This window comes from Pseudomonas xantholysinigenes, assembly GCF_014268885.2.
Taxonomy (GTDB): domain Bacteria; phylum Pseudomonadota; class Gammaproteobacteria; order Pseudomonadales; family Pseudomonadaceae; genus Aquipseudomonas; species Aquipseudomonas xantholysinigenes.
In genome coordinates this window covers 2,684,547-2,710,505 of record NZ_CP077095.1, presented here as the reverse complement: position 1 = coordinate 2,710,505, position 25,959 = coordinate 2,684,547, and the positions used below count along the sequence as shown (strand labels likewise).

The following is a 25,959-nucleotide window of genomic DNA, read 5'->3' as shown; positions in this document are numbered from 1 at the left end:
GCTATGTTCGCTAACACACGGATTGGAAAAGGGTTGGTGGCACATGGCCCTGTTAATCAGCGGCTGTAAATTCGACGAAACATGCCATTGCTTTGACGCAAATCCTCAGCGCTGAGCTATACCGAATTCACACCACTGTTTCATTTCCCTTACTCATCCATACGAGGCACCGCGCATGGACGTGAGCGTTTTTGGCACCGGATACGTCGGCCTGGTACAGGCAGCCGCCCTGGCGGATGTCGGCCACCGGGTACTGTGCGTGGATGTCGACACCCATAAAATCAACCAGTTGCGCCAGGGCGTGCCGCCGATCAGCGAACCGGGCCTTTCCGACCTGTTGGAGGACAACATCAAGGAAAGCCGCCTGCTGTTCAGCACCCAGGCCAGCGACGCGGTCAGCCACGCCGAACTGATCTTCATCGCCGTCGGCACACCACCCGACGAGGATGGCTCGGCCGACCTCAGCCACGTGCTCAACGTCACCCGGCAGATCGCCGCGCTGATGACGACCGACCATACCCTGATCATCAAGTCCACCGTGCCGGTGGGCACCGCCGACCAGGTCATGGCCCTGGCCCGCGACGAGCTGCAGCGCCTGGGCAAAGCCCAGTTGCAGGTGCGCGTGGTGTCCAACCCAGAGTTTCTCAAGGAAGGCAGCGCCCTGGCCGATTGCATGCGCCCGGACCGGATCATCGTCGGCACCCTCGACGAAGTCGCCCACGACCAGCTGGCCGAACTGTACGCGCCGTTCTGCCGTAACCACGAAAAGCTGATGTTCATGGACAACCGCAGCGCCGAACTGACCAAGTACGCCGCCAACGCCATGCTCGCCACGCGCATCAGCTTCATGAACGAACTGGCCAACCTCAGCGAATACCTGGGCGCCGATATCGAGGCAGTGCGCCGCGGTATCGGCTCCGACCCGCGCATTGGCTATCACTTCATCTACCCTGGTTGCGGCTTTGGCGGCTCGTGCTTCCCCAAGGACATCAAGGCCCTGCTGCACACCGCTGCCCACAGCGGCATGCCGCTGCGTCTGCTGCAAAGCGTCCATGAGGTCAACGACCAGCAACGGCGCATCCTGTTCGCCAAGCTCAAGCAGCGCCTGGCGGGCCTGGCCGGAAAGTCCATTGCCCTCTGGGGCCTGGCTTTCAAGCCCAACACCGACGACATGCGCGAGGCGCCCAGCCGCTACCTGATGGAAGCCCTGTGGGCCGAAGGCGCCACGGTGCGCGCCTACGACCCCGAGGCCATGGACGAATGCCGGCGCCTGTACGGCTACCGCGACGACCTGCACCTGTGCGCCACCCGCGACGACACCCTGCAGGACGCCGACGCCCTGGTGATCTGCACCGAGTGGAAGAACTTTCGCGTGGTCGATTTCTCGATGCTCGCCAGCAAACTGCGCGAGCGGGTGATCGTCGACGGTCGCAACCTGTACAACCCCGAGCAAGTAGCCGCCCACGGCCTGCACTACAGCGGCATCGGCCTGCGCCAGGTCGCCCCGCAGGCGGACGCGCCATGAAGGTGCTGGTCACCGGCGCGGCCGGTTTTATCGGCGCCCATACCTGCCGCCAGCTGTTGCTCGAGGGGCACCAGGTGGTGGGCCTGGACAACTTCAACGACTACTACGAGCCGGCGCTCAAGCACGCCCGTGTGCACTGGGTGCGCCAGACGGTCGGTGACTTCCCGCTGCACTGCCTGGACCTGGGCGACCGCGACGGCATGGCCCGGCTGTTCGCCAGCGAGCGCCCGGACGTGGTGGTGCACCTGGCGGCCCAGGCCGGGGTGCGCTACTCGTTGCAGAACCCGCAGGCCTACCTGGACAGCAACCTGGCCGGTTTTCTCAACATTCTCGAAGGCTGCCGCCGCCAGCCGGTGCAGCACCTGTTGTACGCCTCGTCCAGCTCGGTCTATGGGGCCAACCAGCAGACCCCCTATCGGGTGCAAGACCCCGTGGACCATCCGCTGTCGCTGTACGCCGCCACCAAGAAGGCCAACGAGGCCATGGCCCACAGCTACAGCCACCTGTACGGCATCCCTTGCAGCGGCCTGCGCTTCTTCACCGTCTATGGCCCCTGGGGCCGCCCGGACATGTCGCCGATGCAGTTCGCCAGCGCGATCAGCGAGGGCCGGCCGATCCAGCTGTTCAACCATGGCCGCCACCAGCGCGACTTCACCTACATCGACGACATCGTCGAAAGCCTGGTGCGACTGATCCCCCTGCCCCCGGTCGCCGACCCGCAGTGGGACGCATACGCCCCGGACCCCGCCAGCAGCCACGCGCCCTGGCGCCTGTACAACATCGGTGGCCAGCGCCCGGTGGAGTTGCTCGACTACCTGGCGTTGCTGGAAAAACACCTGCGCCGCAAGGCAGTGATCGAGCTGCTGCCGCTGCAACCGGGCGACGTGCTGGCCACCTGCGCCGATGCCAGCGCCCTGGCGCGGGTCACTGGCTTCACCCCACAGATAGGCCTCGATGAAGGGCTCGGGCGCTTCGTCGCCTGGTTCAAGCACTACTACTCGCCAGCCGCCAGCGAAGCGGCGCCCAGTGGCGAGCAGTCGGATCAACGGAGGGTGGTATGACAGGACAACCTAAAAGCGCGCAATTGCAGGCGCTGTACCAGGACAAACGCATGGACCCGGCGCATCGGCAACGCATCGATGCCGCCATCCACATGCAGGGCCGTGGCTGGATCAGCGGGCGCGCCGGTGGCCGGCCATGGACGCTGTCGCGGACCAACCGCGTGCTGTCGTGCCTGGCCGCGCTGACCCTGCTGCTGTTGCTGTCGCCGGTGTTCCTGGTGCTGGCGGTGCTGATCAAGCGCTCCAGCCCAGGCCCGGTGTTCTTCGTGCAGAAGCGCACCGGCTACCGAGGCCGCGCCTTCGGCATGTACAAGTTCCGCACCATGGTGGCCAACGCCGAGGCGCTCAAGGACTCGGTGCGCCACTTGAACAAGCACGGCGCCGACTCGATCGATTTCAAGATCGACAAGGACCCGCGCATTACCTCGGTGGGCGGCTGGCTGCGGCGCAGCAGCCTGGACGAACTGCCCAACCTGATCAACGTGGTCACCGGCGACATGCGTCTGGTCGGCCCGCGCCCCACCTCGTTCAACGCCTATCGCTACCACGACAACCACCTGGCGCGGCTGTCGATCTACCCGGGCATGACTGGCCTGTGGCAAATCTCCGGGCGCAGCGACATCGACTTCGATCAACGCGTGGAGCTGGACCTGAGCTACATCAACGAACAGAGCCTGATGCTGGACCTGAAGATCCTGCTCAAGACCCCGTTCAAAGTCTTCACTGGCCACGGAGCAAGCTGAGATGGACGGTTCATCCTCGAGAAGCCTGACGATCGCTACCCCAAGCGAGACCAACCTGACCGCCACCGTGCTTGACCTGGACCAGCGCACCCTGCTGCTGACCGCGGCCAACACTGGCAGCGGTACCAGCACCAGCGCCCTGGCCTTCGCCGGCCAGCTGGCCTTGATGAGCGCCGGCAACGTGCTGCTGATCGACGCCAGCCTCAGTGTCGCGGGCCTCAGCCAGCAGCTGGGCCTGGCCAAGCTGCGCGGCTACAGCGACCTGTTGTTCGACCAGGACACCCCACCCCTGGCCCAGGACTGCATCGTGCGCCTGTCCGACCAGCCGTTCGACCTGCTGCCGGTCGGGACCTGGAAACGTGGCCGCGACCGCCTCGACCCCGAGCAACTGCGCGTGCTGCTGAACCAGCTGAGCAACCAGTACCGCTTCGTGGTGATCGACGGCGAAGCCGTCTACGCCAGCGCCGATAGCCTGGTGATAGGCACCCTGGTCGATGGTGTGATTCTGGTGGTCAGCGCCGAGGAGACCCGCTGGGAAGTGGCCCAGGCCGCTGCTCAGCGCCTGACCCAGGCCGGTGCCCGCCTGATCGGCAGCGTGTTCAACAAGCGCAAGTACTACATGCCCAAGTGGCTGTACGACAACCTCTGAGAGGCCGCACAGGATGAACGCCATGAGATACCCATCGATTGCCCTGTGCCTGCTGGCCCTGGGCGGCTGCGCCAGCCAGGATGACCGCCAGATGCCGGTGCAGATCCTCACCGCGCCGCCGGCCGAAAGCCAGGCCACCGAAGTCGCCCGCCGCGAGCAGGTGCTGCGCCCGCAGGACGTGCTGGAAGTGATCTTCCATGTCAGCAACCGTTCGGCCGGGGTCTACCGCATCCAGTCCGGCGACACCCTGGACCTGAACTTCATGGCCGCCAGCGGCCTGAACGGCAACCAGCTGGTGCAGCCCGACGGCAGCATCACCCTGCCCAGCACCAACGCCGCGGTGCGCGTCGAAGGCATGACCACCGGCGAGGCGGAAAGCGCGATCCGCCAGGCCTACCAGGACAAGCGGGTGTTCAAGCCCAACCGTGACCAGGTCACCGTGCGCGTGCTCAGCCCGATGACCGACGAGATCAACCTGAAAAACGCCCTCAGCCACCCCGGCACCGGCATGAGCCGCGACATCACCGTCGGCAACGACGGCCGCGCCACCTTCCCGGAAATCGGCTCGGTGCCGCTGCAAGGCATGACTGTCAACCAGCTGCGCGACTACCTCAACGAGCGTTACGCCAGCCTGCCGGGGCGCATGAGCGTGGACGTGCTGCTCAAGTCCACCGCCGCCAACGAAATCTACGTGCTCGGCGAAGTCGGCCAGCCCGGCGCCTTCGAGATCCGCCGGCCGATCTCGGTGCTCGAGGCGCTGACCCTGGCCCGTGGCCCGACCCTCAAGGCCAAGCTCGGCTCGGTGGTGATCATGCGCCGCGAGGGCAACACCGTGCATGCCGTGCACTACGACGTCGACAAGGCGTTGTCCGGCGGCAGCCAGAAACTCGCCTACCTGCAGCCCGAAGACATGCTCTATGTGCCCAAGACCTCCCTGGCCAGCGCCGCCGAGCTGTCCCGGCAACTGGCCGACGTGGTGCTGTTCCAGGGCTTCGGCTTCAGCTTCAGCTACCGCGTCGACAACAAAGAAAGCAACGACTGACCGGGGGACGAACCATGACCACGCAACCGAAAGAAAACTATGTGCATGAGTTCTTCCGCATCTTCTTCGCCAACCGCCAGTTGGTGAAACGGGTGTTCCTGGTATTCGCGGTGATTGCCGTGCTGTTGCCGCTGGTGCTCAAGCAGAGCTACGACATCACCGCCGAAGTCATCGTGCAGTCGAAGAAACTCTCGCAAAGCGACACCACCTCGGCACTGTCCCAGCAGGCCGACCAGTTCATCCCGCCGTCGCTGGCCGACATGGAGACCGAGAGCAACATCCTGCGTTCGCCCACCTTGATCCGGCAGACCCTGGGCGAGCTGCGCAAGGAAGGCCACTACCCCGACGAGCCCGGCCTGTTGCGCCGCGTCGTGCTCGATCCGCTGCGCCACGGCGTGCTCAACCCGCTGCACCGGTTGTTCGGCAATACCGTGGCCGATGACCGCGACACCCAGCTCGACACCCTCACCGACCAGGCCGTCAAGGACCTCAAGGTCGAGACCCTGCCGGGCTCCAACGTGATCTCCATCACCTACGCCAGCGACGACCCCAAGCTCGGCACGCTGTTCGTCGCCCGCCTGCTGGAGAACTTCCTGACCAACCGCCAGGACCTGCAGTCCAACGAACTGCCCGAAGCCTTCTACGAGCAGAAGAAACTGCACTACCAGGCCCGCCTCGGCGACCTGGAAAGCCAGCGCCTGGGGCTGCTGACGGCAATCGGCTCGTCCGACCCGAAAGAAGAGATCACCTTCCGCCTCAACGCCATCAACACCGAGGAACAGGCGCTCAACCTGCAACGTGATCGCCAGTTGCAGAACCAGAAGTGGCTCGATTACCTGCAGACCAGCCTGGCCGCGGCCAACAAGGCGAAGATGGCTGACTACGCGTTCCCCTACACCTTCACCACCACGGTCGACAACGTCGCCTTCGAGGACCGCGAAATCAAGCAGCTCGGCGAGCAGCTGACCACCCAACTGGCCCGCTACAACGGCGACGCCACGGTGTTCCAGGCGGGCTCCGAGCAGATGGTCATGGCCCGCCAGCAAATCGCCCAGTTGCGCGCGCAGTTCCTCAAGATCGTCGAGAACCGCATCCGCGAACGCCAACAGGACCTGGCCGTGACCCAGCAGGTGATCGAGCAGAAGACCCAGCGCATCGCCGACTACAGCCAACGCATCCTGCAACTGCGCGAGACCCAGAGCAAGACCCGCCAGTTGGACACCGAGATCGACGCGCTGCACAAGGCCTTCTCGACCTATGCCCAGCGCTACGAAGAGAGCCGTGGCCAGGGCCTGCTCGACGGCAGCCAATCCAACGCGCGCATCCTCAGCGCGCCCTACGAACCGACCGCCGCCAGCTTCCCGAAACCCGGCCTGATCATTCCGTTCGGCCTGATCACCGGCCTGCTGCTGGCAATTGCCGTGGTCTACGTCAAGGAGTTCTTCGACCATCGCTTCAAGCACCCGGCGCAAATCGGCCACGAGCTGGGCCTGCCGGTACTGCTGGTGATCAACGACCAGACCCCGGCCCTGCCCAATCCGCACAAGGCCTGGACGCTGCCACGCCTGTGGCACTGGGTGCGCAATTGAACGTGGCGCTGCCTGCCTGCGAGCGGCCGATCCTGCACCTGCTCAGCAGTGGCGGGTTCTACGGTGCCGAACGCATGCTCCTGGACCACTGCCAGGCCACGCCCGGCCAGCATCGGGTGCTGTTCCTCGATGCTCCGGCCGAGCTGGTGGCGCGTTTTCGCGAGGCTGGCGTGGCCTGCGAAACCTGCCACGGGCTGACGGCGGTGCTCAAGGTGCTGGGCGCGCAGCGCGGGCAACGGCCGCTGGTCAACAGCCACAACTTCAAGGGCCAGCTGTTCGGCTGGCTCGGCGCCACCCTGTGGCGCCTGCCGATGGTCAGCACCCAGCACGGCTTCACCCCACGCAGCCGCAAGCAACGCTTCTATACCTGGCTGAGCCTGCAACTGTGCCGCACGCCGACGGTGGAGACGGTAGTGTGCGTGGCCCAGAGCATCGCCCGCATTCATCGCCAGGCTGGGGTGCCCGAGGCCAAGTTGCGGGTGATTCCCAATGGGCTGCCCGAGGCCAGTACGGCTGATGAAGATCATGTAGGAGCGGCCTTGCGCCGCGATGGGCCGTATAGCGGCCCCAAGGGCATCCATGAAGATGGCTCAGGCATGTCGGATCACCATGCAGCGGCGGCCGCTTCGCGCCCGATCGCGACACAAGGCCGCTCCTACAGGGATCGCGATCACGAGCACAACACCTGGCTCGCCGCCTACGTCGGCCGCCTGTCCAGCGAAAAAGGCCCCGACCTGTTCCTCGACACCCTGATCCCGGTGTGCCAGCGCCACCCGCAGGTCCACGCCGTGATGCTCGGCGAAGGCCCCGAACGCGACCTCCTGCAAGCCCGCATCGACGCCGCCGGCCTGACCACCCGCATCACCCTGCCCGGCTTCCAGCGCGACATGCGCAGCTGGATGGCGCGTCTCGACGCTCTGGTGATCAGCTCGCGCACCGAAGGCACGCCGATGATCCTGCTCGAAGCCATGCAAGACGGCGTGCCAGTGGTGGCCTTCGGCGTCGGCGGCATTCCCGATGTGATCGAGCACGGCCACAACGGCCTGCTGGCCAGCCCCCTGGCCACCAGCGAGCTGGGCGCGCACCTCGAGGCCTTGCTGCAAGACCCCGAACAGGCCGCGGAGCTGATTGCCCGCGCCCGTCGCACGCAACGCGAACGCTACCACCTGCCGACCTTGGCACAACGCTGGGCCCTGGTGTACCGGGGCACGGCCGAGGAGGTTGTCGCATGATCATTCCGCTGTCGCTGGTGGGCCTGGTGGCCCTGCTGAGCCTGGGCCTGCTGGCCAGCCCCTACCCGTACCTGGCCCCAGGCGGGGTGATCGGCCTGGCGGGCGCGCTGGTGCTGTACCGCAAGCCGGCCTGGGGCCTGCTGGCGATCGCCATCCTGGTGCCCCTGGAAGGCCTGCTCAAGGACGGCCTGGTGTCCGGGGCCAAGCTGGTGGGTATCGGCCTGGTGCTGATCCTCAGCCTGCAATTGGCGGTGCGCCAGCTGCCCGGCGAACGCCTGCGCAGCAACCAGTGGCGCCTGCTGCTGCCGTTCATGGCGCTGTACCTGCTGAGCCTGTGGACCAGCGATGATCTGGCGCTGTCCGCAGGTCACCTGCGCGAACTGCTGGTGGGCCTGGTGGTGTTCGTCATCACCCTGCTGGTGGGGCGCGACCTCAACCTGCCGCTGCTGGCGCGGCTGATCACCGTCAGCGTCTGCGTCACCTGCCTGTTCGCGATCTTCTCCACCAAGTACCAGGAGCAGGGCCGCGCCTCGGCCATGCTCGACCCCAACGCCTTCGCCCTGTTGATCACCATCGCCATGCCCCTGGGCCTGTGGCTGGCGATCAAGGCCCGGCAGTTGCCGGTCAAGCTGTTCTGGGCCGGCTGCTGCCTGTTGCTGCTGGTGGGCATGACCAAGACCGAGTCGCGCTCGGGGCTGGTGGTGCTGCTGATCAGCCTGGGCATGGTGCTGCACAACTACCGCGAACAGCTGGCACGCATCCGCCCGCGCCACCTGGGCTTCGCCATGCTCGGCCTGGCCATTGTCCTGCCGCTGGGGGTAGCGTTGATGCCGGCGGGCTACGCCGACCGTATCCAGTCGCTGATGCTGCTCAAGTCCGGGGTCAACGCCCACCAGGACGAGTCCCTGGGCCGACGCGCCTCGTACCTGGTGGTGGGCAAGGAGATGATCAGCCACAGCCCGCTGCTCGGCACCGGCCCCGGCACCTTCCCGCTGCACTATGCCGACACCGGCTTCTCCAAGGCCTTCGCCCCGGAAAACAGCAAGACCACCGACCTCTATCGCCGCGCCCACAACACCTACCTGGAGCTGTTCAGCGAGGTCGGCCTGCCGGCGGGCCTGCTGTTCGTCGGCATGATCGCCCTGGCCTTGCGCAATTTCTGGCAGGCCCGCGCCGCTTTTCGCGCTGCCGGCGACCGCGACCGCGCCGACCTGATGACCCACCTGACCATGAGCATGCTGGCCATCGGTCTGTTCCTGATGTTCCTCAGCGCGCCCAGCCACAAGTACCTGTGGCTGATGCTGGCGCTGTCCAGCGTGCTGCTGCGCCAGGCCCGCGCCGAACAGCCGGTCGAGGTGGCCCGATGAGCCTGGTGAGCATCGTCATCCCGATGTTCAACGAGGCCCCGCATATCGGCCGCACCCTCGACGCCGCGCGCCGCGCTGCAAGCGCCGCGGGGCTGGCCTGCGAGCTGATCGTGGTGGACAACGGCTCCGTCGACGACGGCCCGGCGATTGCCCGCGCCCATGGCGCCGAGGTGCTGGTGCTGCCAGGGGTGGCCATCGGCGCCCTGCGCAACGCCGGCGTGCGCGCCAGCCACGGCGACTGGCTGGCCTTCCTCGACGCCGACATCGAGGTGCCCGAGCACTGGCTCGACCTGCTGCTCGACCTGCAACGGCGCGGCGAAGGCGATGTCTTCGCCCTCGACTGCGACACCCCACGCCAGGCGCCCTGGTTCGCCCAGGCCTGGCAGCGGCGGACCCTGCGCGTCGGCCAGACCGTGCAGGACAGCACCTGGTTGCCCACCCCCAACCTGTTGATGCGGCGCAGCTGGTTCGAGCAGGTAGGGGGCTTCGACGAACGCCTGCGCACCGGCGAGGACAAGGACTTCACCCTGCGCCTGCACGAGGCCGGCGCGCGCCTGCGGGTACTGCGCCAACCCGCGGTGCTGCACTGGGGCTTCGAAGCCAGCTGGCGCGAATGGCTGGGCAAGGAGATGTGGCGCCAGGGCAGCCACCTGCAACTGCTGCGCAGCCACGGCGTGAGCCTGCGCCTACTGCGCTTCCCATTGCTCTCGGTCGGCGCCTGGGTGCTCGACGCCATGGCCCTGTCGGCCTTGCTTGATGGCTTTCCCCACGTGGCGCTCGGCCTGCTGCTGCTCAGCGCCCTGCCCGCGCTGCTCCTCAGCCTGCGCCAGAGCCGTCGCCATCGCGACCTGCTGCTGACCGTGCAGCTCTGGGGCCTGCACTGGTTGCGCCTGCACCTGGCCGGCGCGGCGTTCATCCTCAGCCTGTTCAACCGCACCGCAAGGAGGCCCGCCCGTGGCTGAGTTCCTCTTCTGGCTTTGCCTGCTGTTGCCCCTGTATGCCTGGGTCGGCTATCCGCTGCTGCTGACCCTGGCCGCGCCCTTCTTCCCCCGTCGCGCCGCCGGGCCACTGCCGCCCCAACGGGTCAGCGTGGTGATCGCCGCGCACAACGAGGAACGCCATATCGCGGCCAAGCTGGCCAGCGTGCTCGGCCAGGACTATGCCGCCGCCGAACTGCAGGTGGTGGTGGCCAGCGACGGCTCCAGCGACCGCACCGTGGCCTTGGCCCAGGCCGTGGGCGATCCGCGGGTGCAGGTGCTGGAGCTGCCGCGCCTGGGCAAGGCCGGCGCGCTGAACAGCGCGGTGGCGGTATGCACCGGCGAACTGCTGGTGTTCACCGACGCCGACAACCAGTGGGCCGACAACACCCTCGGCCTGTTGCTGGCGCCGTTCGCCGACCCGCACGTCGGCGGCAGCGCCGGGCACATGATCATCCCCGACCCCGGCAAGGGCCTGAGCATCGGCGACAGCCTGTACCGCCACTACGAGGCCTGGGTGCGCAAGGTGGAGAACCGCACCGGCTGCATGGTCTCGGCCGACGGCGCCCTGCTTGCCCTGCGCCGGGCGCTTTACCAGCCGATCCCGAAGCAGGTCAACGACGATTTCTTCATCAGCACCTGCGCCCCGGCCGCGGGGCTGCGCATCGTCTACGTGCCCGAGGCGGTGGTGCTGGACCAAGGCGTGGACGAGGCCGACAAGCAGTTTCGTCGCCGCCAGCGGGTCACCGTCGGCGGCCTGCTGAGCCTGGCCGCCCGCCGCGAGCTGCTCAACCCGGCGCGTCATGGCCTGTATGCCATCGCCCTGATCAGCCACAAGCTGATCCGCCGCCTGGCCCCGGTGCTGCTGCTGCCGCTGCTGCTGGCCAACCTGTGGCTGGCGCTCGATCCCGGCTTCTACCGCCTGACCCTGGCCTTGCAGTTGCTTGGCTACGCCGCCGCCATCGCCGGCCTGCTCGATGCCCGCCGCCGGTTGCCACGCCCGTTCCGCCTGGCCGCCTTCGTGCTGGTCACCCTCGCCGGCATGAGCGTGGGCCTGTGGCAGTTCCTGCGCGGGCACAGCTACAGCCAATGGAACCCTGACCAGAATCGATGAGCGACGGACATGCCGATCAAGACCCATATCAAGCAGGCCAGTGGTTGGTTGTACTTCAAGTCGCCGCGCGGGCGCGCCGAGCTGCGCGGCGCCGGGGTGATCCTCATGCTGCACCGGGTACTGGCCGATGACGCCAGCGCCGCGCTGCCCCATCGCAACGAGCTGTGCGTCGGCCCGCGCGCCTTCGAGGGGCTGCTGCGCTGGCTGCAACGGCATTTCGACTGCGTCAGCCTGATGGACCTGCTGGAAAGCCACCAGGCGCCCCGTGGCGATGCCCGGCCCAAAGTGGCGCTGACCTTCGACGACGGCTGGCGCGACAACGCCGTCAATGCCTTTCCGCTGCTGCAGCGCCACCAGGTGCCGGCGAGCATCTTCCTGTCCACCGACTACATCGGCAGCCGCCAGCGCTTCTGGTGGGAGAGCGTCGGCGAGACCTTGTGGGGCAGCCACGGCGAAGACGCCCGGCGCCTGTTGATCGAACGCCTGCGCAAGCTGGGCCGGCCGCTGCCGGCGGCGTACTTCATGCACGACCACAGCAAGGCCCGCAGCCTGGTCCTGGCGCGCTACCTGCAAACCCTCAAGAGCCTCAGTCCCCAGGCTCTGCATATGCTGACCGACGCCTGCCCGGCGGAGTCACTGCCCCAGGCCATGGACTGGCAGCAGGTGCGCGCCCTGGAGGACTCCGGCCTGGTGCGCTTCGGCCCCCACGGTGCCAGCCACGCCCTGCTGCCGTACCTGGACGACCATCGCCTCAACGAAGAGCTGCAACGCAGCCATGCCGCGCTCAATGCCGGCTGTCGCGCGCCGCTGCCGGTGTACTGCTATCCCAACGGCGATCATGACGCGCGGGTCCGTGCCCGGGTGGCCGCGCACCGCTATCCGTTTGCCCTGAGCACCCGTCCGGGGATCTGCCAGGGCCATGACGACCCCCTGGCCCTGCCGCGCATCGGCGTCAGCCAGCGCAACGCCAGCCGCCCCTCGCTGCTGGCCTGGCGCATCAGCCGTGGAGAACGCGGATGAACCGCAACAGCTACCTGCGCCACCTGGCCCTGAGCATGGGCACCAAGCTGGCGATGATCGCCCTGCGCCTGCTGCGCAACGTGCTCCTGGCGCGCATCCTCGGCCCCAGCGAACGCGGCCTGTTCGCCCTGCTCAGCACCCTGCCCGACCTGATCAGCGCCGCCACCAGCGGCGGCCTGAACAGCGCGGTCGGCTACCAGGCGGCCAAGCAGCGCGACATGGGCCTGCTGCTGACCCAGGTGCTGGTCTACGGATGCCTGCTGGCCGGGCTGCTGACCCTGGCCTGCGTGTTCCTGGTACGCGAGTTCGGCGCCGACCTGGAAGTCACCGTGCAACTGGGCCTGCTGGCCTGGTTGCTGTTGCTGGCGGTACCAATGACCGTGCTCAAGAGCGGCCTGCTGACCCTGCACAACGCCAGTGGCGGCGTCGGCGCCTTCAACGCCTTGCGTCTAAGCGAATCGCTGGCACCCTTGCTGCTGTTCCTCGGGCTGTTCTGGATGTGGCGCGACGCGGCCCTGGAAGCGGCGCTGATCAGCTGGCTGGGCGGCATCGCCCTGGTGCTGGTGTTGGGCCTGTGGTGGCTGCGCCGGCAACATCCGCTGGCCCTGCGCTGGGACCGTGGCGGCCAGCGCGAACTGCTGAGCTACAGCGCCAAGAGCCATCCCGACCTGCTGTTCCAGCAGTTGATCCTGCGTTCGGACTACCTGTTCATCGGCGCCCTGCTCGGCAGCACCGCCCTGGGCCACTACGCCATGGCCAGCGCCGCCGCCGAACTGCTGCTGATCGTCCCCGAGGCGGTCACCACCCCCTTGATGAAGCGCCTGCTGCAGCAGGACGCCGGCATGGAACGCCTGACCCCGCTGGCCCTGCGCCTGACCGCCACGGTGATGCTCGGCGCCTGCCTGGGCATGGCGCTGATCGGCCAGTGGCTGATCGTCACCCTGTTCGGCGCCGCCTACGCGCCGGCCTATCCGGCCCTGCTGGCCTTGCTGCCCGGGCTGCTGGGGCTGTGCTACGCCAGCATTCTGCGCCTGGACCTGTTAGGCAAGAACCGCCCCGGCACGGTGTCGCTGCTGATGGGCGCAGGGGCCGCCCTGAACCTGCTGCTCAATGTCCTGCTGATCCCGGCCTGGGGGATCGTCGGCGCCGCCGCGGCGTCGTCCATCGCCTACCTCGCGGTGACCGTGGCCATGCTGGTGCTGTACTGCCGCCTGAGCGGCGTGTCCCTGGGCCAGACGCTGATCATCCTGCCCAGCGACCTCGCGCCGCTGCGCCAGATGCTGCAACGGCGCACGGCATGAGAGCGCTGCTGCTGGCCAGCCTCCTGGCCACCCCGCTGCTGCACGCGGCGCCGCTGCAATGGGGCGATATCCGCGACGGCAGCCTGTACCTGCTGCCGAGCCGTGCCGATGAGGTGCGCATCCAGTGGCACCCGGCCTGGCAAGCCGACGCCAACGCCGAACAACTGTTCCTGGTCGATGGCCAGGGCCGCCTGGCCGCCGAGCGGCAGATCGCCGCCACCGAGGTGCGCGGCGAACAACGCTGGCCACTGGCAACCGGCCTGGGCGCCTACCGCCTGGAAATTCCCGGCTACAGCTTCCGCGACTACCGCATCGAGCATGCCGACAGCACCCGCGCGCTGTTCGCCCCGACCAAGGTGCACTTCACCGCCGAGGTCGGGCCTGGGGTCATCCTGTACTTCAAGGTCAAGGCCGGCGAGCAGGCGATACTGGCCGGCAAGCAGCACGGCGGTGTGCATGGCCTGTTCGCCGAACGCCTGAGCGACGGGCGCCGCATCCAGCTGCCACTCAAGCCTTACCGCGCCTACTGGCGTTACGACCAGCAGGCGCTGCCGGCCAGCAACCGTGACGAGACCTGGCGCCTGGCCCTGCAAGGCAGCGGCAAGGCGGCATTCTGGCTCGACGGTAGCGCCAACCTGTTCGCCCAACGCGCCAGCGACCTCGGCGACCTGCCCCAGGCGCCAGGCCAGGTGCGCCTGAAACTGGCCGACAAGGTGCTCGGCCCCACCCCGAAGCTAGGCGTGGCCCTGCCTTATGTGCTGCCGCCGCCGTCCAGTTTCGCCGCCCTGGATGCCCTGCGGCCCCAGGCGGCCAGCTACTACAGCTTCGTCGATGTGCTGCAACGCCAACCGGACTTCGAGGACGCCTGGCGCAGGCTCTACCAGGAGCGTTTCGCCATTCGCCAGGACATCACCCTGCTGGCCGGCAGTGCGCGGGTCGCCGACCTGCGCAGCGACCGCGCCAGCGACGATGCCCTCGGCGCCTGGCTGCAGGCGACCAAGGCCCTCGGTGGCCACGGCTTGCACTACCTGGCGTTCGCCGACGAGCCCAACCTCAACTACCGCGACTACGCCAGCTACCGGGACTTCTTCCAGGCCATGGCCAGGCGCGTGCGCGACGACCCGGCGGCCCATGATGCCGGGGTGCGCATCGCCATGCCGGCCTCCTCGCGCTTCACCGGCGGGCCGTTCAGCAATGACAGCAAGCAGCGCCGCGGCATCGACTGGGCCCGGCGCCTGCTCGCCGAACAGGGCGAACAGATAGACGCCCTGGCCTGGCACGAATGGATGATCCGCGACCTGCTCGCCACCCGCAGCTACCGCGACAGCGTACGCCAGGCCGCAGCGCTGGTCGGCCTCGACGCCCAGGGCCGGCCACGCAAGGCGCTGTTGCTGGACCAAACCAACCTGTCCAGCGGCTCGAGCCTCAGCCCCTACGAGCAGAACACCCACTACGCCGGCCTGTGGTGGACATCGGTGGTGATCAACGCCGCCAGCGACGGCCTGCTCGACATGCTCAACTGGTTCCATGTCGCCGACGAGCCCGAGTGGCCCAAGGGCATGCTGCGCGATGCCGGCGACCAGCGCTACGAACTCAAGCCGGTAGGCCTGGCCCAGCAGTTCATCCAGCGCCACTGGCTCGACCAGGTGCTGGCCCTGGACAACGACGCTTTTGAAGTCGACGTCCTGGCCATGGCCCGCCAACACCAGCGCAGCCTGCTCGGGGTGAACAAGGCCGAGCGCCTGCAAAAGGTGGCGCTGGAACTGGGCACCTGCCCCGCCGGCCAGCTCGAGCTGTTCGGCCCCGACAACCACAGCCGCGGCGGCCACTACGACTGCCGCGACGGCCAACTGCGTTTTCAATTGCCAGGGCAGACCGTATTCGCCCTGACCTGGAACGCGTCATGAGACGCATCTCGACCTGCCACGCACAGGAGGCACCATGAGTGCTTTGACCAAAGTCCAGGACCGCATCAAGCGCAAGGGACTGCGCAACACCCTCGGTAGCGCCTTCCGGCACTACGTCTTCTATCATTGGGAGCTGTTGTGGATGGAACGCGACCTGGTCAGCCCGGTCCCACCCCATCGCCTGAAACCCTACGGCCCGCTGCGCATCGAAACCATCACCGTGCACAACGTGCAGGCTTTCGCCAGGCACTTCGGCGACCGCGTGGAGACCATGGCCGAACTGGCGGCCGAGGGCCACACCGGGCTGATGTTCCTCGATGACGACGGCGACGCGGTGGCCTTCATCTGGGGCAGCAACCGCCATTACCACGACCGCCACTACTATGGCTGCTGGTTCCCCGTCGGCCCCGGCGAGTTCTTCGAGTTCGGCGGCGAGCTGATCCGCAAGTATTGGGGCACCGAGCTGTCGGTGGACCTGCAACTGGCCTTGTGGAAGGCCATGGCCGCCCAGGGCTGCACCAAGGTGGTGGATGTCTGCGAGCAGCACAACATCCCGGCGCTCAAGCTGCACCTGCGCATGGGCTATCAGGAGCAAGGACGGATCATGAACGTGTACTGCCTGTTCGGACGCTGGAAGTTCTTCCGCGAAAGCCGCTACAGCGCGTCGCGCCTGGAGCCGCTGCGCAAGCCGGAGCCACAGTCCAACGCAGCCACCGCGAGCTGAAGCCATGAGCCTGTCCCTGCGCTGGTGCGCCTCGCTGCGCAGCCACGACTTCCCCGCCGGCGACTACGAGGCGCTGCGCAAGCGCCTGCCCGCCAGCACCCCGTTCAACCACCTGGGCTGGCTGCGCGCCGCCGAGGCCGCATTGCTACCTGGCCAGCAACTGCAGGTGTTGCTCGGCTACCAGGACCAGCGCCTGTGCCTGTGCCTGCCGCTGCTGCGCAGCCGTGAACCGTTCGGCCCATTGTTCGCCCCGGTGGTACGCCACCTGGGCCATCCACTGAGCGATCGCATCGCCCTGCTGATCGACCTGCCGGCGCTGTATGCCGACCAGGTACTGCAAGCCATCCGCAAGCAGCTGCCCCATGCCCTGCTGCAACTGAGCGAGGTGCCGGACAACCCCGAGGTCGACGGCTGGCTGCGCCAGTGGGCGGCCGCCAGTTCCACCTGGCAGCAGCGCCTGAGCTGCCGCGTGCCGGTGCACCGCATCAACGAAGGCGATCGCCAGGAGATCGGCGGCGACCCGCGCTACAAGCTGCGCCGCGCGCGCAAGCGGATCAAGGCCTGCGGCGCCCAGGTGCGCCGGGTCATCGCCAGCCCCGACAACATCGGCGAACTGCTCGACGCCATCAGCGCGGTGGAGGCTGCCAGCTGGAAGGGCGACGACGAGGTCGGGGTCTTCTCCGGCGCGCAACGCCGCCAGTGGATGTACCAGGCGCTCACCGCCCTGGCCGACGAAGGCCTGGTGTGCCTGGTGCTGTTGGAGCTGGACGGGCGCTGTATCAGTTATCGACTGGGCTTGCTCGAACGCGGCCGGGTCTACGACTACAACCTCGCCTTCATCCCCGAGTACCGCGACCTGGGTAGCGGTCGCGTGTTGCTCGAGGAGTGGATTCACTGGGGGCTGGAGCAAGACTGGCTATGGATCGACGCCTCGCGGGTCAGCCTGGACAACTCCAGCCACCAGCTCCACGAGCGCCAGACCGGCCAGCTCGAGCAATGGCGCCTGAGCAGCTACAGCTGGCGCCCCGACGGCCTGCTGCTGGGCCTGGCGCAACGCGCCTGGCAATGGTTCAAGCCATACTGGCGCAAGCGCGCCAACACCCCCGGCACTGTCGCCGCCACCCCGCCACAGGAGCACCCGGATGCCCTCCCAGGTCATAGTCAACGCTGACGACTTCGGCCTCAGCGCCCACACCAACGCGGTGATCCTGCACGCCTTCCAAGCCGGGCTGATCAGCTCGGCCACCGCCATGGCCAACATGCCGGCGTTCGCCGCCGCCTGCCAGTTGGCCCAGCAACCGGCGCTCAGCGGCCGGGTGGGGCTGCATTTCAACCTGACCTACGGCCGCCCACTGAGCCAGGCGATCCTCGCCGAGCCACGCTTCTGCGCGCCCCACGGCGAATTCGACCTGCGCCTGAAGCAACGCACCCTGCGCCTGAGCCGGCGCGAACGCGCGGCGGTCGAGCAAGAGCTGGAGGCGCAGTGGAAACACTGCCTGGACCATGGGCTGATGCCCAGCCACCTGGATTCGCACCAGCACGTGCACAACATCTGGCCGGTCGGCGAGGTGGTGGCGCGCTTCGCCCGGGCCCAAGGCGTTCCCGTGCGCCTGGCGCGCAATCTCGGGCACAACATCGGCCCGCTGAAAAGGCTGTTCAAGACCCTGCTCAACCAACGCTTGCGCCAGCTCGGTGGGGCGAGCGCCGACTACGTGTGCACCCCCGCCGACCTGAAGGCGGGGCTGGCGCCCCGGGAGGGCGTGCTCGAGGTGGTGGCCCACCCCAGCGCCCTGGGTGGGCATGACTTCGGCGACGCCTACCTGGCCCGTGGCGAATCGCTCAAGGCGCTGATCGACACCTTGCTCGAAGGGGTACCGCGGGTGAACTACGCGGGGCTCAGCGCGTCCCCATCAGCGCCGGACGCACGGGCAACTCGGCAAAGCGCGGCTGGGCCTTGAGGAAGGTGCGCAGCGCCTGCTTCTGGCGGTCGACGACACACAGCCCGACACTGGCCCGCGGCACCGTGCAGGTCCCCAGCGCCAGGGGCCCGCAGGCCATCACGCCATAGTAGGCGGTGGGCTGCACGGGGTAGCTGCAGTCGTTGACCAGCTCACCGAGGTAATTGATCTGGCCAGCCTGCACGGTAAAGCGCAGCGGCTGGCCAAAGGCGCCCATCGTCCCGCGCCGGGAGCCCAGCGAGCTGACCTGGTAGGTACCCGCTGGCAACCAGGCCGAGTAGTAGTCCTTGGCGGCCCAGCCGAAGGTCTTGGCGCTGTGCTCGTCGCGAAATTCCAACCAGGTGCCGTAAGGCCCTGCGCCGTTCAGCGAGCCGACCACCAGGCCGGCATTGCTGGCCGAGTACACCGGGGAATCCAACGCCATCTCGGCGGGCATCTGCGCGCAACCTGCGCCGAGCAACAACAGGCACACCCAGGGGGCGCGGTACAACGTGAACATGCATGACCTCGGGAACAATGATTCAAGGGGGGGTAGTGGCAAAAATGGCCTTTAGCCACTAGCATACCCGCCTTTTGTATCGCCCAGGCAGCAAGGAATCGCCAATCCATGTTCAACCAACCTCCCCTGCGCTCGTTGCAGACCCTCATCGCGGCCTCGCTCCTGCTCGGTGGCTGTAGCATCAACGGCAGCTACAACGATGCCGCCGAGGCCGACGCGGCCAAGGTGCGCTTCATCAGCAAGATGGACAGCGCCACCCTCGATGTATACGACGCGCAGCACTGCATGGGGCGCACCACCGGGCTACTGAACAACCTGTTCGTGGCCAACACCCGCCGCCGCGCCGACATGGCCGTGGCCGCTCCCGACGATGCCAAGGCCTACCTGGAGTTTCGCGTCACGCCGGGGCGCGAGCTGTTCCTGGTGACCAACTCGGTGGGCACCGGCGTGGTCTGCGGCAGCGCCTTCAACCTGACGCCGCAACCGGGCGGGGAATACGAGGTCACCTTCAACTGGTCCGGCGACCACTGCATCACCGCGCTCACCAGCCTCAACCAGGTCAACGGCCAGGTGTCGCGCCTGCCGCTGCCGGTGATCCGCCAGGGCATCGACCGCTGCGAGGGCAGCAACCCACTGTTCCCCAAGCCTGCCCAGGGCCAGCCCGATACCCCGCAGCGCACGGCCTTGATGGAACAGATCATCGCCGACAGCCTGGTCGACAGCATGCAACCGGCCAGCCGCGACGACACCCCGGCGCAGCGCGAGGCCGTCCAGCGCCTGCTGCTCGAGGGTCGCCAGCAGCGCCTGGGCGTGAACCTGCCGCAAGCCTACTGGGATGAATACCAGCGCAACCTGGATCTCACGGCCGAAGCCGCGGCCAGCCGCAAGGCACGCCTGCTCCAGCAATACCAGGATGGCTACCGCGCGCGCCTGCGCCAGTTCGACACCGAGGCGCTGCGCCAGCGCCAGCCGGACGGCGAGGCGACCGATGTCAAGCTGACCCTGATCGAGAACGCGGTCATGCTGCGTTATTACAACGAGCTGTCGAACGACCTGCTCAAGCAGGACCTGCGCCAGCATGTCACGCGCATGGCCGAGCTTGATCGACGCTACGACGTCTGCACGCGCGTCGCCCGCTGCTGGAAGGACTGACCGCGCAGCGGCCTAGCCGGGCGCCGGCACACTGCGCCGGGTGGCCAACCAGGTATCCAGGGCGGCGGCCGGCATCGGCCGCCCGAGCAAAAAGCCCTGGCCCTGGTCGCACCCGGCGTTGCGCAGGAAATCGTACTGCGCCTGGGTCTCGATGCCCTCGGCGGTGATCCGAAAGCCCAGGGCATGGCCCAGGTCGATGATGGCCCGGGCAACGGCAATCGCATCGTCGTCGCCGGGCAGGTCCTTGATGAAGGCGCGGTCGATCTTCAGGTGATCGATTGGCAACGCCCGCAGGTAGGCCAGCGATGAATAGCCGGTACCGAAGTCGTCCACCGCGGTGGCCACGCCCATGGCCCGCAACTGGGCCAGCACCGCGCAGGCTTGCTGCTGGCTTTCCATCAGCAGGCTTTCGGTGATCTCCACCTCCAGCAGGCTGGCCGGCAGGCCATGACGCTCCAGCGCCGAGGCCAGGCTGGTGACGTAGTCGCCACGCTCAATCTGCAAGGCGGCCACGTTGATCGCCAGCGACCCCGGCACACCCTCGCCATCACGCCAGGCGGCAAGCTGGGCACAGGCCAGTTCCAGCACCCGCTCACCGAGGGGAAGGATCAGCCCGGTACGTTCGGCCAGGGGGATGAACTCGCCCGGCGATACCAGGCCATGCTCCGGATCGCGCCAGCGCAACAGCGCCTCGACGCCTTCGAGGCGACCACTGAACAGGTCGACCTTGGGCTGGTACCACAGCTCGAATTCATTGTGTTCCAGGGCCCGGCGCAGGTTGCGCTCCAGCTCCAGGCGTTGCTGCAGACGCGCGGTCATGTCCGGGTGGTATGGCCGCCATCCGTCCCGGCCGCTCTCCTTGGCCGCGTACATCGCCGTGTCGGCATGACGTACCAGGCTGTCGGCATCCTCGCCATGCTGTGGGCACCAGGCCAGGCCGATACTGCCGGTGACCAGCGCGGCATTGCCGTTGAGGTCGAACGGCCTTTGCAGGCTGCGCAGCAAGGCGCGGACCTGATGGTTCACCTGGCCCTGGGTACCCTGCAACATGAACACGAACTCGTCGCCGCCCAGGCGGCAGACGCGGTCCTGGGTGTCCAGTTCCTGCAGGAAACGCGCGGTGGCCTGCTGCAGCAGCAGGTCGCCCATCGGGTGGCCCAGGCTGTCGTTGACCTGCTTGAAACCGTCGATATCCAGCACCAGCACCGCCAGGCCATGGCCGCGCAGGATCGCCTCGCCCAGCTGCTGCTGGAACAGCACCCGGTTGGGCAGGCCGGTGATGGTGTCGTAATGGGCCAGGCGTTCGAGTTGGGCCTGGTACTGGCGCAGCTCGCGGTTGCGCTGTTCGAGCTGGCGCTGCTTGCGGTTGAGCTGGGTGACGAACAGGCTGAACAGCCCGGTGCAGGTCAAGGCGAAGAGGAACAGCGAAGAGCCGAACAGGTTCAGCTCCGACCAGCCACCGCGCGGCGCCGCCACCAGTTGCCAGACGCCGCCCGGCACCTCGACATTGAGCTTGACCTGTGGATCGTCGAACAGCTGCGGGTCGCCCCAGATCAGGCCACCTTCGGCGCCCTTGCCATCGCCGCCGCGCACCGCCAGCTCGAAACCGGCCTCCGGGCGCAAGCCCGCGGCCAGCAACAGACGGTCGATATCGGCGACGATCGAGATATTGCCCCAGTACAACTTGACCCCGCGCTTGCCGCTGATGAACACCGGACGCCGGTAGACCAGCGCCCGACCGCCCTGGTACAGCGGCAATGGCCCGGCCAGCACTGGCTGGGCCCGATCGCGGGCGGCGGCCAGCAGCGGGAACTGGTCCGGCAGCTGCCGGTAGTCCAGGCCGATGATCCGCTCGTTGCCCTGCAGCGGGTAGACATCACGGATCACATCGGCGGGCGCCAGGGCGATATGGTGCATGTACGGCACCGAGTCCAGGGCATCGCGGGCCATGCCATGGAAATGATCGATGCTGATGCTGCCGTCGGTGCTGATCAACTGGGCGATGCCCTCGGCCTCGGCGAACGATGCGCGCAGCTGCGCCTCCAGCGCGCTGCGCAGCCCCGACAGGCGCGCGGCAAGGTTGGCCACCTGCTCGCTCTCCGCGCGTCGCGCATCGAGGTGCCCGAGCGCCACCGACAGGCCGATGCCGATCACGGCGAAGCCTACCGGCAACAGGCGGTAGAGCGAACGTCGCAGCGTGGCCGGAGGTGGCAGCGGGTCATCGGCGGAACAGTGTTTGTTGCTGGTCATAGGTCTGATGTCGGGAGCGTTGCTTGCTGTATCGGCGCATGCACGGCGATGTTGAGCCAGACTGGTGTTTTTCCGGCACAGGGTGCATGCTCGCAAGCTGAAGCGATTCACCCAGCCCTACACAAGAGGTGCAGTACCCATGGACCGCCTGCTCGATTCGCTGTTTCCCACCCCCGAGGCCATCCCCGCGCAATGGCGCCTGGGCGAGCCGCTGGAACAACGCGACTACCTGGTCGCCGGCGAACTGCGGCGCTGGGACGGCCCCCTGGCCACGGTACGCAGCCCGGTGTGGCTCAAGGACGGTGACGGCGAGCGCCAGGTGATCCTCGGCAGCGCGCCGCTGCTCGACGCCGACACCGCCCTCAGCGCCCTGGACGCCGCCGTGCAGGCCTACGACAAAGGCCGCGGCGCCTGGCCGACGATGCGCGTGGCCGAGCGCATCCAGCATGTCGAGAGCTTCCTGGCGCGCATGCGCGAGCAGCGCGAGGCGGTGGTCAAGCTGCTGATGTGGGAAATCGGCAAGAACCTCAAGGACTCGGAGAAAGAGTTCGACCGTACCTGCGACTACATCGTCGACACCATCAACGCGCTGAAGGACCTCGACCGCCGCTCCAGCCGCTTCGAGCTGGAACAGGGCACCCTCGGCCAGATCCGCCGCGCGCCGTTGGGCGTGGCGTTGTGCATGGGCCCCTACAACTACCCGCTCAACGAAACCTTCACCACCCTGATCCCGGCGCTGATCATGGGCAACACCGTGGTATTCAAGCCCGCCAAGTTCGGCGTGCTGCTGATCCGCCCGCTGCTCGAAGCATTCCGCGACAGCTTCCCGGCCGGGGTGATCAACGTCATCTATGGCCGTGGCCGCGAGACCGTCAGCGCCTTGATGGCCAGCGGCAAGGTCGATGTGTTCGCCTTCATCGGCACCCACAAGGCCGCCAGCGACCTGAAGAAACTGCACCCGCGCCCGCACCGCCTGCGCGCGGCCCTCGGCCTGGACGCCAAGAACCCCGGCATCGTGCTGCCCCAGGTCGACCTCGACAATGCCGTCGAGGAAGCCGTCACCGGTGCCCTGTCGTTCAACGGCCAGCGCTGCACCGCGCTGAAGATCCTGTTCGTCCATGAAGACGTGGTCGAGGCCTTCCTCGACAAGTTCCAGCGCAAGCTCGCCGCGCTCAAGCCTGGCATGCCCTGGGAGCCCGGCGTGGCCCTGACACCCTTGCCGGAGCCCGGCAAGCTCGACTACCTCGACGGCCTGGTGGCCGACGCCACGGCCAAGGGCGCGCGCGTACTCAATGAAGGCGGCGGGCAAAGCCGCGGCTCGTTCTTCTACCCGGCCCTGCTGTACCCGGTGAGCCAAGACATGCGTGTCTATCATGAAGAGCAGTTCGGCCCGCTGGTGCCGGTGGTGCCTTACCGTGACCTGCAGACGGTGATCGACTACGTGCTCGACTCCGACTACGGCCAGCAACTGAGCCTGTTCGGCAACGACCCGGCGACCATTGGCGCGCTGGTCGACACCTTCGCCAACCAGGTCGGGCGCATCAACCTCAACGCCCAGTGCCAGCGCGGGCCGGACACCTATCCGTTCAACGGGCGCAAGAACAGCGCCGAAGGCACCTTGTCGGTGCATGACGCGTTGCGCGTGTTCTCCATCCGCACCCTGGTGGCGACCAAGTTCCAGGAGGCGAATAAAGAACTGATCAGCGAGATCATCCGCAACCGCCAGTCGAGTTTCCTGACCACCGACTACATCTTCTGAAGCGTCATGCACTCCCCCTGGAGCGGCCTTGCCGAGGCCGCTTCCACGCCGACCGCATCAGCGCAGAAATGTAGTTTTTATAGACAATAGATATAACGCCACTGTCGATTTTCCATCCGCCTAGACGACTCTAATCACCAAGCTGTTGCAAACAACAACCCACGTGAAAGGAGCCTACGAAAATGACAGTCAAACCTATCCCCGAAGGCCAACGCAGCATCACCCCCTATCTCGGCATCAAGCAGGCCGCCAAGGCCATCGAGTTCTACAAGCAGGCCTTCGGCGCCATCGAGATGTTTCGCCTCGAAGGCCCTGACGGCAGTGTCGGTCATGCCGAGCTGAAAATCGGTGATTCCTCGTTGATGCTCGGCTCGCCCTGCGACATGGAGGGCGGCCTCAAGCCCAGCGAGGACATCGAGGTCCCGGGGGTTGGCCTGCACTTGTATGTCGAGGACTGCGACAAAGTCTATGCCCAGGCCCTGCGTGCCGGCGCGACACCCGTGCGCGAGGTGCAGGACCAGTTCTACGGCGACCGCAGCGGCACCCTGAAGGATCCGTTCAACAACCTGTGGTTCGTCTCCACCCACAAGGAAGACCTCACGCCCGAGGAAATCCGCGCCCGCGCCGCCAAGCTGTTCAGCGGCAATTGAGTGGCAAGCTGCAAGCTGCAAGCTGCAAGCTGCAAGCTGCAAGCTGCAAGCTGCAAGCTGCAAGCTGCAAGCTGCAAGCTGCAAGCTGCAAGCTGCAAGCTGCAAGCTTCAAGCTTCAAGCTGTGAGTTGAAAGCCGCCGCGCTTTGCTTGTAGCTTGTAGCTTGCAGCTTGCAGCTTGCAGCTTGTAGCTTGTAGCTTGGAACTGCCCCTCAATGCGAATCATCGAAAAATCCGGCGCCTTGGTGCGCAGCCTGACGCCTGCGGAGCAAGAACTGCTGGCCGGCTTCGTCTGCGCCACCCTCGCCGGCCCGCGCCTGCTGCAGGCCAACCAATGGCTGATGAGGGTGCGCGGCGCCAACCAATGGCTGGCCTGCGACTGCCGCAAGGACGCCTTGCCCGTGCTCAACATCTCGTTGAACGGCAACACCGGAACCTTGTTCCTGCGCAATAACCCCGACACCGCCGAGCACGCCCCCGACTGCCCGTTCAGCAAGGACCAGCGCGAAGCCGGTGAGCGTGCCGACGCCGCCGCGCCCCCCGCCGCCTGGTTGGCGCCGGACACCCCGCTGCGCCTGCTCGGCGACTTCCGCCGCGCCAATGACGGCGAGCCCGGCGGTGGCGCCCGCGACGCCGGCGAACGCCGCGAACAACAGCGCCTGCTGTCGCTGCTGCTGACCTGGATCGAAGCCAGTGGTTTGAACGTCTACGCCACCCACCTGAAGAAAGACCTGACCGCCCAGTTCGCCGACCTGCGCAATGTCGCCAGCCGTTATCCGCTGCTCGAGCGGGTCCCGGCCAGCAACTACCTGGAAACCCGCCTGGACATGAAGCACATGATGATGCTCAAGGCGCGCCTGCGCGAGGCCACGGTGTTCGGCAACCACCGCCGGCATGGGCTGTTGCTCGACTGCGTCGACCAGGTCAAGGGCCGCAAGGTATTCAACAACCGCAGCGAGGACGGCTTCGACTTCCAAGGCCATCACCTGTACTGGGGCGGCAACCGCGCCAACGGGCCATTGCTGGCCCTGGCGCTGTATTCACCGGCCACCGCCGGCAGCCATTTCTATGAACTGATCCACGTCGCCAGCGTGCCGGTGCTGTCACGCGGGCACTTGTTCCCGGTGTACCGCGATGAAGAGCGCGAACCCTTGAAGGCGCTGGTGTCGCTGATCGACTGGATGGCCAGCAAGGGCGTGAAGGTGCTGATGCGCCGCCCGGTGATCGGCGGCCAGGTGATGGACGAACTGGTATTGACCTCGGACCAGGACCGAGTGCTGTCGGTGTCGTTGCTCGAACAACCGCTGGGGCCCGAGCCGGACACCGAGAACTTCAAGCGCTACGCCGACTTCAAGAGCCTGGAAACCTTCCGCAAGTACGTGGCGGGGTTCTTCATGCGCGAGCGTTAGCGAGCGACCGGGCGATGGCTTCTGGCCGCGCTG

General features: G+C 67.1%; 22 protein-coding genes. 20 read left to right on the top strand and 2 right to left on the bottom strand.

Translation table 11 applies throughout. From position 1 onward, the window contains the following. The first annotated feature begins 175 nt into the window (after nucleotides 1-175). From HU772_RS12140 to HU772_RS12060, 16 genes are read left to right on the top strand one after another with little or no spacing between them, the layout of a single operon-like run. A complete protein-coding gene (locus HU772_RS12140; RefSeq protein ID WP_186661519.1) occupies nucleotides 176-1,525 on the top strand; it encodes a UDP-glucose dehydrogenase family protein in 1,350 nt (449 codons plus the stop codon). Next, nucleotides 1,522-2,586 carry an NAD-dependent epimerase gene (locus HU772_RS12135; RefSeq protein WP_186661518.1) on the top strand — a complete coding sequence of 355 codons (1,065 nt, stop codon included), beginning with the start codon at nucleotides 1,522-1,524 and terminating at the stop codon, nucleotides 2,584-2,586. Before HU772_RS12140 ends, HU772_RS12135 begins: the two co-directional genes overlap by 4 nt. Beyond that, the gene (locus HU772_RS12130; RefSeq protein ID WP_186661517.1) at nucleotides 2,583-3,329 is read left to right on the top strand and encodes a sugar transferase; all 747 of its coding nucleotides are present in this window, start codon (nucleotides 2,583-2,585) and stop codon (nucleotides 3,327-3,329) included. Before HU772_RS12135 ends, HU772_RS12130 begins: the two co-directional genes overlap by 4 nt. A 1-nt stretch (nucleotide 3,330) precedes the next feature. Then, nucleotides 3,331-3,978, top strand: a complete 648-nt coding sequence (locus tag HU772_RS12125; RefSeq protein ID WP_186661516.1) for a CpsD/CapB family tyrosine-protein kinase — start codon at nucleotides 3,331-3,333, stop codon at nucleotides 3,976-3,978. 22 nt (nucleotides 3,979-4,000) lie between these two features. Beyond that, nucleotides 4,001-5,020, top strand: coding sequence for a polysaccharide biosynthesis/export family protein (locus HU772_RS12120; RefSeq protein WP_186661515.1), 1,020 nt, complete (start codon nucleotides 4,001-4,003; stop codon nucleotides 5,018-5,020). A 14-nt stretch (nucleotides 5,021-5,034) separates the two neighbouring features. Continuing rightward, the gene (locus HU772_RS12115) at nucleotides 5,035-6,609 is read left to right on the top strand and encodes a GumC family protein (RefSeq protein ID WP_186661514.1); all 1,575 of its coding nucleotides are present in this window, start codon (nucleotides 5,035-5,037) and stop codon (nucleotides 6,607-6,609) included. Beyond that, nucleotides 6,606-7,841, top strand: coding sequence for a glycosyltransferase family 4 protein (locus HU772_RS24970; protein ID WP_437182437.1), 1,236 nt, complete (start codon nucleotides 6,606-6,608; stop codon nucleotides 7,839-7,841). Before HU772_RS12115 ends, HU772_RS24970 begins: the two co-directional genes overlap by 4 nt. Beyond that, a complete protein-coding gene (locus HU772_RS12100) occupies nucleotides 7,838-9,208 on the top strand; it encodes an O-antigen ligase family protein (protein ID WP_186661513.1) in 1,371 nt (456 codons plus the stop codon). Before HU772_RS24970 ends, HU772_RS12100 begins: the two co-directional genes overlap by 4 nt. Then, nucleotides 9,205-10,170, top strand: coding sequence for a glycosyltransferase (locus HU772_RS12095; RefSeq protein WP_186661512.1), 966 nt, complete (start codon nucleotides 9,205-9,207; stop codon nucleotides 10,168-10,170). Before HU772_RS12100 ends, HU772_RS12095 begins: the two co-directional genes overlap by 4 nt. Then, complete coding sequence (locus HU772_RS12090; RefSeq protein WP_186661511.1) at nucleotides 10,163-11,299, top strand: glycosyltransferase family 2 protein; 1,137 nt, start codon at nucleotides 10,163-10,165, stop codon at nucleotides 11,297-11,299. The genes HU772_RS12095 and HU772_RS12090 overlap by 8 nt, the downstream gene beginning before the upstream one ends. Before the next feature lie 9 nt (nucleotides 11,300-11,308). Continuing rightward, nucleotides 11,309-12,319 (top strand): polysaccharide deacetylase family protein, encoded by a 1,011-nt coding sequence (locus tag HU772_RS12085; protein WP_186661510.1) that lies wholly within the window; start codon nucleotides 11,309-11,311, stop codon nucleotides 12,317-12,319. Continuing rightward, entirely contained in the window at nucleotides 12,316-13,620 is a 1,305-nt protein-coding gene (locus HU772_RS12080; RefSeq protein ID WP_186661509.1) for a lipopolysaccharide biosynthesis protein, read from the top strand. Before HU772_RS12085 ends, HU772_RS12080 begins: the two co-directional genes overlap by 4 nt. Continuing rightward, nucleotides 13,617-15,527 (top strand): hypothetical protein, encoded by a 1,911-nt coding sequence (locus HU772_RS12075; RefSeq protein WP_186661508.1) that lies wholly within the window; start codon nucleotides 13,617-13,619, stop codon nucleotides 15,525-15,527. Before HU772_RS12080 ends, HU772_RS12075 begins: the two co-directional genes overlap by 4 nt. A gap of 34 nt (nucleotides 15,528-15,561) precedes the next feature. Further along, a complete protein-coding gene (locus HU772_RS12070) occupies nucleotides 15,562-16,251 on the top strand; it encodes a GNAT family N-acetyltransferase (protein WP_186661507.1) in 690 nt (229 codons plus the stop codon). A 4-nt stretch (nucleotides 16,252-16,255) separates the two neighbouring features. Further along, complete coding sequence (locus tag HU772_RS12065; protein ID WP_186661506.1) at nucleotides 16,256-17,422, top strand: GNAT family N-acetyltransferase; 1,167 nt, start codon at nucleotides 16,256-16,258, stop codon at nucleotides 17,420-17,422. Next, complete coding sequence (locus tag HU772_RS12060; RefSeq protein ID WP_186661504.1) at nucleotides 17,394-18,209, top strand: ChbG/HpnK family deacetylase; 816 nt, start codon at nucleotides 17,394-17,396, stop codon at nucleotides 18,207-18,209. Before HU772_RS12065 ends, HU772_RS12060 begins: the two co-directional genes overlap by 29 nt. On the opposite strand, the gene HU772_RS12055 is transcribed toward HU772_RS12060, so the two are convergent. Then, nucleotides 18,148-18,708, bottom strand: coding sequence for a hypothetical protein (locus HU772_RS12055; RefSeq protein WP_186661503.1), 561 nt, complete (start codon nucleotides 18,706-18,708; stop codon nucleotides 18,148-18,150). The genes HU772_RS12060 and HU772_RS12055 overlap by 62 nt on opposite strands. A gap of 108 nt (nucleotides 18,709-18,816) precedes the next feature. On the opposite strand from HU772_RS12055, the gene HU772_RS12050 reads away from it, so the two are divergent. Then, the gene (locus HU772_RS12050; RefSeq protein WP_186661502.1) at nucleotides 18,817-19,860 is read left to right on the top strand and encodes a hypothetical protein; all 1,044 of its coding nucleotides are present in this window, start codon (nucleotides 18,817-18,819) and stop codon (nucleotides 19,858-19,860) included. A gap of 12 nt (nucleotides 19,861-19,872) precedes the next feature. On the opposite strand, the gene HU772_RS12045 is transcribed toward HU772_RS12050, so the two are convergent. After that, nucleotides 19,873-22,110, bottom strand: a complete 2,238-nt coding sequence (locus tag HU772_RS12045) for a putative bifunctional diguanylate cyclase/phosphodiesterase (protein WP_186661501.1) — start codon at nucleotides 22,108-22,110, stop codon at nucleotides 19,873-19,875. Nucleotides 22,111-22,249: 139 nt separating this feature from the next. Between HU772_RS12045 and HU772_RS12040 the strand changes: the two genes are divergently transcribed. The 3 genes from HU772_RS12040 (at nucleotide 22,250) to HU772_RS12030 (ending at nucleotide 25,926) form a co-directional block, all read left to right on the top strand. Then, the gene (locus HU772_RS12040) at nucleotides 22,250-23,869 is read left to right on the top strand and encodes an NADP-dependent glyceraldehyde-3-phosphate dehydrogenase (protein ID WP_186661500.1); all 1,620 of its coding nucleotides are present in this window, start codon (nucleotides 22,250-22,252) and stop codon (nucleotides 23,867-23,869) included. 182 nt (nucleotides 23,870-24,051) lie between these two features. After that, the gene (locus HU772_RS12035) at nucleotides 24,052-24,519 is read left to right on the top strand and encodes a VOC family protein (RefSeq protein WP_186661499.1); all 468 of its coding nucleotides are present in this window, start codon (nucleotides 24,052-24,054) and stop codon (nucleotides 24,517-24,519) included. Between the two features lie 213 nt (nucleotides 24,520-24,732). After that, nucleotides 24,733-25,926, top strand: a complete 1,194-nt coding sequence (locus tag HU772_RS12030; RefSeq protein WP_186661498.1) for a DUF8534 domain-containing protein — start codon at nucleotides 24,733-24,735, stop codon at nucleotides 25,924-25,926. Nucleotides 25,927-25,959: the final 33 nt, after the last annotated feature.